This is a genomic window from Glutamicibacter sp. AGC46 (genome assembly GCF_053543715.1).
This window is the reverse complement of record NZ_JBLVOJ010000023.1, coordinates 47033-57555: the sequence shown is the minus strand read 5'-3', so window position 1 is coordinate 57555 and position 10523 is coordinate 47033. Positions and strand designations below refer to the sequence as shown.

Sequence of the window (10523 nt, the reverse complement as noted above, 5' to 3'; positions counted from 1 at the left end):
CGGCCTGCAGGGCGCACTTCCGGCCGGCTCTTGAGCCCGGCCGATTTGCCGGCCCCGGCCACCACTCACGAGCAACCCCGGGACCCCGGCTGATTCGGCGCGCCCGCATTCCCCTGCCGGCCCGCCACCTATTGCCTTTATTGAAGGAAACCGAAATGAAACGCACTGAGCAACCCGTGAACGACCTGGTCAGCGAGCTGCACTCGGCTCGCCGGCGCCGGCCCAGAAGATACCTGTCCTCCGGCACCGACTACTGGGTCTTCGGCATTGCCGGACTCCTCGCCCTGGCGTTCATCGCCTGGGGCTTCGCTTCGCCCGAAGGGCTGGGCTCCGCGGCCGGGAAGGCCCTCGACTGGGTGATTACGAACACCGGCTGGGTCTTCGTGATCGCCGCGACCGTTTTCACCCTGTTCGTGCTGGTGGTCGCGGCCAAGAGCTTCGGGCGCATCCCGCTGGGCAAGGACGGGGAGAAGCCGCAGTTCAGCACGGTTTCCTGGATCTCGATGATGTTCGCCACCGGCATGGGCATCGGGCTGGTCTTCTACGGGGTGGGCGAACCGCTGTACTTCTACATGTCTCCGCCGCCGGAAACCGTGGGCGGGCAGACCTCGGCCGCGGTGGGCACGGCCATGGGCACCACCATGTTCCACTGGACGCTGTTCCCCTGGGCCATGTACGCGATTGTCGGGCTGGGCATGGCCTACGGCAGCTTCCGGCTGGGCCGCCCGCAGCTGTTCTCCTCGATGTTCACCTCGATCTTCGGAGAAAGGGTCGTCCACGGCTGGGGCGGGAAGACGATCAACATCCTGGCTATCCTGGCCACGCTTTTCGGCTCGGCCTGCTCGCTGGGGCTCGGCGCGCTGCAGATCGGCGGCGGCATCCAGTCCGCCGGGCTGCTGTCCTCGGTGGGTTCGGGGGTCCTGGTACTGATCATTGCGGTGCTCACCGCCTTGTTCGTGGCCTCGGCCGTCTCCGGAATCGAGCGCGGCATCCAGTGGCTGTCCAATATCAACATGGTGCTGGCGGTGATCCTGGCGCTGATCGTGTTCATCGGCGGGCCCACGCTGTTCATCCTGAACGTGATTCCCAATGCGGTGGGCTCCTTCATCGCTGACTTGCCGGAAATGGCATCGCGGACCGCGGCTTCCGGGGACGGCGACATGGCCGCCTGGCTTTCCTCCTGGACCATCTTCTACTGGGCCTGGTGGGTTTCCTGGACCCCGTTCGTGGGCCTGTTCATCGCGCGGATCTCGCGCGGGCGCAGCATCCGCCAGTTCGTCACCGGGGTGCTGCTGGTACCTTCCACCGTCACGCTGTTCTGGTTCGCCATCTTCGGCGGCGGCGCCATCGGCCTGCAGGAGCGGGCCGAGCGCAACGGGGACATGGGCCAGGCGCTGGCCCAGATGGTGGACGGGGCCCCGGACATCGACTTCAACTCGGTGCTCTTCGAGCTGCTGGGCGCACTGCCATTCCCCGAATGGTTCTCCATTGCGCTGATGGCTCTGGCCGTGGTGCTGATTGCCATCTTCTTCGTCACCGGGGCGGACTCCGCCTCGATCGTGATGGGCGCGCTGAGCGAACGCGGCGCGCAGGAGCCCTCGAAGAAGTCGGTGGTCTTCTGGGGCGTCTCGGTGGGAGCGGTGGCCGCGGTCATGCTGCTGGCCGGCGGGGACCATCCGGCGGCGGCCCTGAACGGGCTGAAGAACATCACCATCGTCTCGGCGCTGCCCTTCGTGCTGGTGATGCTGCTGCTGTGCGTGGCGCTGTGGAAGGACCTGTGCCGTGATCCGCTGGTGCTGCGCGGCAAGGTGGCGATGGAGGTGCTGGAGCAGGCGGTGGATGACGGAATCGACCGCCACGAAGGCGAGCAGTTCAGCCTGATGACCAGGGAGAACTCCATTGTGGCCGCGGCGGGCCTGCCGGCTGGAGACCGGCCGGAGCCGGTGGCCCAGGAGCTGGAAGCCCCGGTGCGCGAACCGCAGCCGCGGCCCGAAACTGATCTGGAACCCGAGGGCGCCGGCCGCTAGCGGCCGGTTCGCGTCCCCGGCATCCAGCTAGGGTGCGCGGCGCAGGGCCTGCTCGAAGTGGGCCACATGCTCGGAGACCAGCCGCGCTGCCAGCTGCGCGTCGCCGTCGAGGATGGCGCGCAGCAGGGCCGAATGCTCGGAAATGTGCTCTGCGATCGGAGGCATCTGGTCGATGACCAGGCACCAGATCCGGGTCACCAGATTATCCAGGCGCACCAGGGTTTCCTCCAGGTACTTGTTGGCCGCCGCATTGTAGATGAGCCGGTGGATGCGCACATCCAGCAGCAGCAGCGAACGCTGGTCCAGGGCGGGATCCAGGGCATCGATCTGCTGCAGGTAACTGGCCAGCTGCTCGCGGATCTGCGGGTCCTTGTTCGCGGCCGCGTTGCGCGCGGCCAGCGGCTCGAGCACCTGGCGCATTTCGGAGATGTAGTTCAGCTCATGGAAATCCACGGCCGTGGCGAAGGTGCCGCGGCGCGGATAGGACACCACCAGATGGTCGGTTTCCAGCCGCTTGAGAGCCTCGCGCATCGGGGTGCGCCCAATGCCCAGTTCTTCGGCCAGCTGCGGCTCGTGGATCGGGTGCGTCGGAGCGATTTCGAGCAGCACCAGCCGGTCGCGCAATGCGTTGTAGGCTCGATCAGCCATCGAGCCTTGCTCGGTGGCGGCGCTGGTCAGTTCGGTGGGCCTTGGCATATCGCTCTCTATCACTGTTCAAAAATCAATTGCCGACACACAAAGAGTATCGCCCCGGCTTCGATTTGGGCGCTTTTCCTGTGCCGATGCGCTCAACAGCCCTTGGCTTGCCGGCCAGCGGCAGAGCGGAAAACCGTACTGGGGGCGCTGGGAAAGGCGCCAGGAAGAACCGCCGGAAAAGTTGTTGACGCTGTGCTGAAGCACACATAGTATTGTGATCATCAATTGATATATCAGTATCCGGCCAGAGGTTGGCGGGTCTGCCCGCAGCTGCTTCCGAAGGCAGGGGCGGCGCGCAGTTCCGCTGGGAAAACTCAGTCCGGACGGCTTTGAATCCGCGGCGCAGAGCACTGCGCGGAAGCCAGGTGCAACCGCATGAAAATCCCCCGAAAAACCACTACGAGCCATGGCGAAGCTAATGCCATCTCGGCGAAATCAAGGAGCGGCACGATGACCGAACCGAACAACAAGTATGTCCTGACCCTCACCTGCGCCGAGCGCCCGGGCATCGTGCATGCGGTCACCGGGTTGCTGCTCAAGCACCATGGCGACATCCGGGAGCTCAAGCAGCATGACGACCAGCTTTCCGGGACGCTCTTCATGCGCATCGAATTCGAGGTCGCCGCGGCGGAGGATATCCCCGCTGAGATCGCCGAACTCGAGTCGGGTCTCGGCCAACTCGCCGATGAGCACCAGGCGACCTGGGGTTTGCGCCCGGCCGGCAACAAGAAGCGCGTGGTGGTGATGGTCTCCAAGTTCGGCCATTGCCTGCATGACCTGCTGTTCCGCGCCCGGATGGGGGAGCTGCCGGTGGAGATCGCGGCAGTAGTCTCCAACCACCCGGACCACCGGCAGCAGGTCGAGTGGAACGGGATTCCGTTCTTCCATATTCCTGTCACCCCTGAGACCAAGCCCGAAGCCGAGTCCAAGCTGATGGACCTGGTGGAGCGCTTCGAGGTGGATCTGGTGGTGCTGGCCCGCTACATGCAGGTGCTCTCCGATGACCTCACCCGCAAGCTCACCGGCCGGGCCATCAACATCCACCATTCGTTCCTGCCCTCTTTCAAGGGGGCCAAGCCCTACCACCAGGCCTTCGAACGCGGGGTGAAGACCGTGGGCGCCACGGCGCACTACGTGAATTCGGAGTTGGACGAGGGGCCGATCATCACCCAGCGCGTCCAGGAAGTGGACCACAGCTACGCGCCCGAGCACCTGGTGGCCGCCGGACGCGATACCGAGTGCAAAGCCCTGTCCGATGCGGTGCGCTGGCACTGCGAAGACCGGGTCTTCCTCAGCGGCTCGCGCACTGTGGTGCTGCGCTAGCACCCTCCGGGCCAAAGGCCCCGGCGGGGATTCTACGGACATCATATGACGATGCCCGCCGAACCCGGCCGGGGCCTTTGCTGTTGCCCGCCGTTTGGGCCCGGAGGCGCTCGACCGGAGGCGCAAAGGCCGGGAAGACAGTGCGGTCGAATGCAGGGGCACGGAAGTTTTCCCAAGTTAACCTAGGAATTATCCTTGTCTTGGCCACTGGGGCTATGCAAGGCTATGGATCAAGCGGGTGCTTGTGACCCAGCTCATGAAATAAGAACCCGCGGCTCCCAGAAGGAATGTGTCGATGTTTGGACTACCGGCGTTCACGACCATGGTCATCATCGGGGTTCCGGCCCTCTGGGTGATCTACACAGCTGTTTTCCTGTGGCTCAGCCGCGGCTGGAAGCGCGAGGATGCGAAGGAGCAGCAGTGAGCATCGAGATCCTGTTCCTGGTCATCTATTTCATCGCCATGGCCGCCATCGGCTTCTGGGCGATGAAGCGAGGCAAGCAAGATGCCGAAGGGTTCCTGCTCGGCGGACGCAGCCTCGGCCCCGGCGTCACCGCGCTGCGGCTGCAGAGTTCTTCCATGTCCGGCTACATGTTCATGGGTGCCGGATCCATGGGCTACACCCAAGGCTATTTCAGCATGTGGTACGCGCTGGGCGACCTGGGCGGCGGCATCCTGAACCTCTCGGTCCTGGGCCGGCGCATGCGCAAGCTATCCCAGATCCTGGGTTCCATCACCTCCATCGAGTACCTGGAGCACCGCTACCCCTCGAAGTGGATCCGGCTCATCGCCGCTCCCGTTGCGCTGTTCTGCATGTTCTTCTACGTCCTGGCCCAGTTCATCGCCGGCGGCCGCGGATTGGAAATGGTCTCTGGGGTTTCCTTCCCGGTGGCCTTGGCGATCGCCATCGGCGTGATTGTCCTCTATACCTTCCTTGGCGGCTACCTGGCTGTGGCCTACACCGACTTCGTGCAGGCCATCATCATGGTGGTCGGCATGGTCTGGATCCTGGTTGCCACGCTGATGGCCGTGGGCGGTTTCACCAAGGGCAATGAAGCCGTGGGCGGGATCAACCCCAACCTGCTGACCATGTGGGGAGCGGATCTGGGCTACCAGGGACAGTGGGGAGTCATTCTCGGTGCGCTGCTGGTCTTCTCCATCGGCTACATGGGCTGGCCGCACGTGGTGGTCAGCCACATGGCCATGAAGAAGCCTTCGGTGGCACGTACCGCAGGGGTCTACTCATTGGTATTCAACCTGCTGTTCATCCCCGGCCCCTACCTGGTGGGCCTGTTCGCGCTGATCCTGCTGCCCAACCTGGCCAACCCGGAAACCGCGATCTTCGAGGTCGCCGACGCGGTGCTGCCGACCTTCGCCGTGGGCATCGTCATGGCAGCGATCATGGCAGCCATCATGTCCACCGCCGATGCCCTGCTGCTGCAGGCCGGCACCATCGCCAGCCAGGACATCTACGCCCGGTTCATCAACAAGAAGATGAGCGATGCGCAGATGGTCTGGGTCTCGCGGATCACCGTGCTGGCCCTGGCCATCATCGGCTATGGCATTGCCGCTTTTGATCCTCCCGCGGTGGCCGCCGTGGTGATCTTCTCAACGACCGTGCTGGGCAGCGCCTTTGTCCCTTCCTATATCTGCGCGGTGTGGTGGAAGAAGGCCAATACCGTTGGCGCGATCTCCTCGATGGCCGCCGGCACACTGGTCTCGGTGCTCTGGCAGGTGTCCGGCGCGCCGGATGCCACCGGCATTGATCCGATGGTCACCGGCATCCTGGCCTCCACCGCGGCCATGGTCATCGGCAGCCTGGCCAGCCAGAAGTCGCATCCCGTGCCGGAGCATATTGGCCGTGCCCTGGATGAGACTGCGAAGATCGGCCCGATCCCGAAGAAGATGCTCATGGGCCAGGATGCACTGCTGGCCAGCCAGGCGGAAATGGCGGCCCGCGGTGAATGAACTGGTGCTGAAAACCTTGGTCGATGACCAGGACGCGCAACGCATCCTTGCCGCCAAGGCGCCAGGGCTGAGAGTCGAGTCGGCCAAGCTGCGCCATCATCCCTTTGCGGGGTTCATCTTCGAGGTGCCGCAGCTGGCCGGGCGGTCAGGGCAGGCGCACGCCTTGGTGGACTACTACTCGGGCAAGGCCTTCGTCTGCGATCCGTGGCAAGCCGAAGATGCGGAAACCGGCCAAGTGCTTGACCGGGTGGCTGATCCGCAGTGGAACACCATCGATTTCGACACCGCACGCCGGCGGGCCAAGGCCCTGCTGTCCACCGCGGCGCTGCGCCGGGCCCGGCGGGCCGGGCGCGGCGGGGTCCGGGAAAAGAGCAGTGTCGCAAAGGTCTGGAAACCCAACTGGATGATCGAAGCGAGCCTGGAGGAAAAGTCCTACCGCGTCATGGTGGACGGACTGAACGGCGGCTACTTCATCATCGGCAGCTGAGACTGGAAACGCCGGAGGACGGCGCAATGACCAAGATCCATCCCATCACAGGAAGACATCGGAGATTCAATGAAGAATATGCCAAAGCAGTTCCCCGCTCAGTTGCTGAAGAAGGGCTCCTGCATCGTTGCCGGCTCGGCACTGTTCCTCGGCTTGGGGCTTGTCCCGGCCAATGCCGTAGGCAACGGGCCGGACTACGCCGGAAATGAAACCATCAACACCTCGATCCTGCATACGCACGAGTCGATGGCCGCCGAACTGCGCAAGCAGGATGCCAAGCAATCGGCGATGGAACTGGAAGTCATCGGCCAATCCGCCAAGGGACGCGATCTGTTCCTGGCCAAGTACCTTTCTAACCCGGAAAATCCCACGATCATGTTCCTCACCCAGCAGCACGGCAACGAGCAGCTGACCACCGAGGGGACCCTGGAAGTGATCAAGCACCTGGGCTCGGGGCGGATGAAGGAGGTGCTCAAGGACGTCAACATCCTGGTGGTGCCGATGCTGAACCCGGATGGCGCCATGGGCGATGTGGACTTCCCGCTCGATGACTACATCGCCTCGGGGGACCGGCACCTGACCCGTTACAACGCCAACAACGTGGACATCAACCGGGACCACGTGGCCAAGACCCAGCCGGAAATCCAGGCGCTGCACAACAATGTGCTCTCCGCCTACGGCATCGACTACATGATCGATCTGCACCATCAGGGCACCCGCTCGGCGGTGGACGGCAAGCTGGTGTCCGGCTCGATCCTCTACCCGACGACCCCGGACGTGCCTGAGGAAGTCCGCGAGGGTTCCAAGCGCCTGGGCGCAGTGGTCTACCAGAATGTCGACCGGACCGGCTGGGGCCACTTGGGCAAGTACGTGGGCGGGACCGCCAACACCATTGCGCGCAATGGCATCGCGGCCGAATACGGCATTTCCACCTTGCTCTTCGAAATGCGCGGCATGAGCGATCACAGCAACCCGGATTATGTCCTGGGACAGAAATCCAATGGCTACTTGCGCCAGCAGACCATCCTGACCCTGGAGAGCACCATCAAGGCGGTAGCCGATGGCTCCGTGGAAACCATGGACACCTCGTTCTGGGACAGCCTGCCGGAGCAGTCGACGTTGCCCGGAGAAGAGGCTGACGAATAGCCAATGAAATTGATGGCGGGCCCGCTAGGGCCCGCCATTGTCCTGCCTGGAGCAGGAGAACCGCGCTCGGCCCGAAGCGCTGCTGGCCCTAGGGGCGCATGCGGTACGTTTCTACTAGCACTGTCCATACCGGCAAGGAAGCTGAACCATGCTCATCCGCAATGCCCGCCCCTGGGGCGGTCCGCCCAGCGACATCCTGATTGGCGACGGCAAGATTTCAGCGATCTCCGTGCACGACCCGCAGCAGGTGCGCAACCTGGCGGACGTCGATGGCCGCGGGCGCATCCTTCTCCCCTCCTTCTCCGACGTGCATGTGCATCTGGATTCCACGCGCATCGGCCTGCCTTTCCGCGAGCACACTGGACGCCCGGGGGTGTGGGGCATGATGAGCAATGACCGGGAGAACTGGCGGGATGCCGAAATCAGCTTGCCCGAGCGCGTGGCCGGAACCCTGGAACGGATGATTGCCCGCGGCACCACGCGGGTGCGTTCCTTCGCCCAGGTGGATGTGGATTCCAAGCTGGAGAAATACGAGGCCGTGGTGGCCGCGAAAAAGAAGTTCGCCAACGAGGCCGAGGTGCAGATCATGGTCTTCCCGCAGGCAGGGATCCTGCGCGAGCCGGGTACCGTCAAGCATCTCGAGGATGCGCTGGAAGCCGGTGCGGATGCCATGGGCGGCATCGACCCCTGCGCACTGGACCGCGACCCGGTCCGCCACCTCGACGTGGTGTTCGGGCTGGCCGATAAATACCAGGTGGATATCGACGTGCACCTGCATGAGCCCGGTGCGCTCGCCGTCTTCTCGGCAGAGCTGATTGCCGAACGCACCCGGGCGCTGGGCATGCAGGGCAGGGTCAACCTGTCCCATGCCTACGAGCTGGGCAGTGTCGGCGAGGCTGCCAGCCGCCGGCTGATCGACACCTTCGCCGAGCTGGACATCTCGCTGACCTCCGTTGCGCCCAGCACCTCCAATCATCTGCCGCTGGTGGACCTGGTTGGAGCCGGGGTGCGATTCGGCCTGGGGGAGGACGGGCAGCGCGACTACTGGAGCCCCTACGGGAACTGCGATCTGCTGGACCGGACCTGGCAGTTGGCTTTCGTCAACGGGTTCCGCCAGGACGAACTGATCGGGCATGCGCTGGCCGTGGCCACCATGGGCGGTGCCTCGATCATGGACCGCTCGGTGCCGCGCCTGGTTTCGGTGGCCGACCGCCCAGGGGTGGCCGTGGGGGACCGGGCCGATCTGGTGCTGGTGGATGGCGAGAGCATTGCCTCCACCGTGATGGACCGGGGCACCGACCGCACCGTCATCCACGACGGGCGGGTGGTGGCCGAGGGGTTGAAAGTGCTCTCGGTAAGCGAGCCCTACTGAAATCGAGCAGGTGTTCGCGTGGAACTTGTCGGCGCAACTCAACAGCGTAGTTGCATTCCAACAGTGCACCAGTGCATTCAATATTGCGGAACGCACCAGAGAGTCCACGGCGGGCTTCGATAGGACGCGGAACTGGCTGCGCTGCAGCCTGGCCGGGATCTCGAGCCGCTCCCAATTCTCCTCCGAACTTTGGTCCCGGTGAGCTCGTCGGCGGCGAATTCGCCCTGAGGCCTCCAGCATGGATCTGGACAGGGAGAACCCAGCGATGCAGGGCTACCTTGCCAATGTCCACCGCCGATTGACGCATGCAGCGGGGAGCGGCGTGGGCATTCCTCAGCGCCATGGCGCTGCGCGGATCTTGCTTTCCGGTGCGCAGATTGGGCCCGCTATCCATTTACCCAGTGGAAAGCACCATGAAACCCGAGGCGATCCACGTAACCGCCCGGCATTGAATGGCCAAACGATCCCGCCTTCAGTTTTACACGTTGTCGAAATACAGTCACCGATCTGTAATACTGGTGGTGTGCAAAAGACCTCCCGCTCATCACGTGCTCTCAGAGGCACCGCCGCCGCGTTCTTCGCGACGTTTGTTTCTCTGGCTTCCCACGTGCTTGCGGGCGGAGCCATACCGGACATCCTGAACGTCGCTCTCCCGCTGTCTCTGTCGCTCATGGTCTGCATCTTGCTCAGCAGCAAGCGGTTCACCTTCTGGCGGTTGTCCATCATGGTGGGGTTCAGCCAGGTGCTTTTCCATCTCCTGTTCTCCATGGGAGCCGGGCATTCCGCTCTTTCATCCGCAGGGCAAGGCATCCACGCACATCATGGGATGTCCCTGGCGGTCGATGCGACCGGCTCGGCAAGTACCGCCATGGCAATTCACGGCGATGGCACCATGCTGCTTGCTCACTTCCTTGCTGGGTTCGCAACAGTTCTGGTGCTTCACCGTAGCGAGCAGCTACTCATCGCCGCTTCAGACATCATTAGCCTGTTCACCTGGAAACTCTTCTGGCGACTGGTCAACTTCGCCGTTCAACCAGTGCGACCGCAACCAGTTCCTGCCGCACCGCGCGATATCCCTGGCTGCACAGTGGCTGTGTATGCAACGTCTGTCGTTCGCAGAGGCCCACCCGCACAGGCAAAGGTGTAAGGCAACAGTTGCAGTCCATTTGGCCTGCTGCTTTTCCGCTCTTGCTTTCAAAGGCCCCGGAATCGGGCCCTGACATGCCCCATCCCGGGACAAGTTTCCATGCTCGTGCGCACTGGCTTGCTTGAAAGCATGCCGGTGAACCTATCCTTCTGAGTTCGTTTATCGGCATTGCCTGTCCGGACTCCATTGCGCGCTCCGGCTAGAACTTCAGCGGCCAACCGACCCAGCTTCGCACCTCACCTTCGCAAGCCCTATCCGATCAGGGCTATTTTCTCCTCTGCTGTGCCCAGCACCATGCGTCCTGCCCACCGGCACCATGCCTCGGTGGTTGCAGGCACCACAGCAGCAATAATTCAG

General features: G+C 63.6%; 9 protein-coding genes. 8 read left to right on the top strand and 1 reads right to left on the bottom strand.

Annotated features, from left to right (window positions below; translation table 11 throughout):
* The first annotated feature begins 155 nt into the window (after positions 1-155).
* Positions 156-2027 carry a BCCT family transporter gene (locus ACNPM8_RS11935; RefSeq protein ID WP_448939904.1) on the top strand — a complete coding sequence of 624 codons (1872 nt, stop codon included), beginning with the start codon at positions 156-158 and terminating at the stop codon, positions 2025-2027.
* A gap of 27 nt (positions 2028-2054) precedes the next feature.
* On the opposite strand, the gene ACNPM8_RS11930 is transcribed toward ACNPM8_RS11935, so the two are convergent.
* Positions 2055-2723, bottom strand: coding sequence for a GntR family transcriptional regulator (locus ACNPM8_RS11930; RefSeq protein WP_402735475.1), 669 nt, complete (start codon positions 2721-2723; stop codon positions 2055-2057).
* A 450-nt stretch (positions 2724-3173) separates the two neighbouring features.
* Between ACNPM8_RS11930 and purU the strand changes: the two genes are divergently transcribed.
* The 7 genes from purU to ACNPM8_RS11895 all read left to right on the top strand — a co-directional run bounded on the left by purU (position 3174) and on the right by ACNPM8_RS11895 (position 10166).
* Positions 3174-4046 carry a formyltetrahydrofolate deformylase gene (purU, locus tag ACNPM8_RS11925; RefSeq protein WP_105658923.1) on the top strand — a complete coding sequence of 291 codons (873 nt, stop codon included), beginning with the start codon at positions 3174-3176 and terminating at the stop codon, positions 4044-4046.
* Between the two features lie 295 nt (positions 4047-4341).
* Positions 4342-4470, top strand: coding sequence for a hypothetical protein (locus tag ACNPM8_RS11920; RefSeq protein ID WP_286134668.1), 129 nt, complete (start codon positions 4342-4344; stop codon positions 4468-4470).
* The gene (locus ACNPM8_RS11915) at positions 4467-6014 is read left to right on the top strand and encodes a sodium/proline symporter (RefSeq protein WP_133833950.1); all 1548 of its coding nucleotides are present in this window, start codon (positions 4467-4469) and stop codon (positions 6012-6014) included. The genes ACNPM8_RS11920 and ACNPM8_RS11915 overlap by 4 nt, the downstream gene beginning before the upstream one ends.
* Positions 6007-6501: a hypothetical protein gene (locus ACNPM8_RS11910; protein WP_448939903.1), complete on the top strand. Its 495-nt coding sequence runs from the start codon at positions 6007-6009 to the stop codon at positions 6499-6501. The genes ACNPM8_RS11915 and ACNPM8_RS11910 overlap by 8 nt, the downstream gene beginning before the upstream one ends.
* 78 nt (positions 6502-6579) lie before the next feature.
* Complete coding sequence (locus ACNPM8_RS11905; RefSeq protein WP_332488140.1) at positions 6580-7647, top strand: M14 family zinc carboxypeptidase; 1068 nt, start codon at positions 6580-6582, stop codon at positions 7645-7647.
* Between the two features lie 148 nt (positions 7648-7795).
* Entirely contained in the window at positions 7796-9019 is a 1224-nt protein-coding gene (locus ACNPM8_RS11900; protein WP_448939902.1) for an amidohydrolase family protein, read from the top strand.
* Positions 9020-9257: 238 nt separating this feature from the next.
* Positions 9258-10166, top strand: a complete 909-nt coding sequence (locus ACNPM8_RS11895; protein WP_448939901.1) for a hypothetical protein — start codon at positions 9258-9260, stop codon at positions 10164-10166.
* Positions 10167-10523 lie beyond the last annotated feature (357 nt).

Coding starts and splice junctions, on each gene's coding strand:
- ACNPM8_RS11935 (WP_448939904.1), top strand. CDS start 156: ATGAAACGCACTGAGCAACCCGTGAACGACCTGGTCAGCGAGCTGCAC.
- ACNPM8_RS11930 (WP_402735475.1), bottom strand. CDS start 2,723: ATGCCAAGGCCCACCGAACTGACCAGCGCCGCCACCGAGCAAGGCTCG.
- purU (WP_105658923.1), top strand. CDS start 3,174: ATGACCGAACCGAACAACAAGTATGTCCTGACCCTCACCTGCGCCGAG.
- ACNPM8_RS11920 (WP_286134668.1), top strand. CDS start 4,342: ATGTTTGGACTACCGGCGTTCACGACCATGGTCATCATCGGGGTTCCG.
- ACNPM8_RS11905 (WP_332488140.1), top strand. CDS start 6,580: ATGCCAAAGCAGTTCCCCGCTCAGTTGCTGAAGAAGGGCTCCTGCATC.
- ACNPM8_RS11900 (WP_448939902.1), top strand. CDS start 7,796: ATGCTCATCCGCAATGCCCGCCCCTGGGGCGGTCCGCCCAGCGACATC.
- ACNPM8_RS11895 (WP_448939901.1), top strand. CDS start 9,258: ATGGATCTGGACAGGGAGAACCCAGCGATGCAGGGCTACCTTGCCAAT.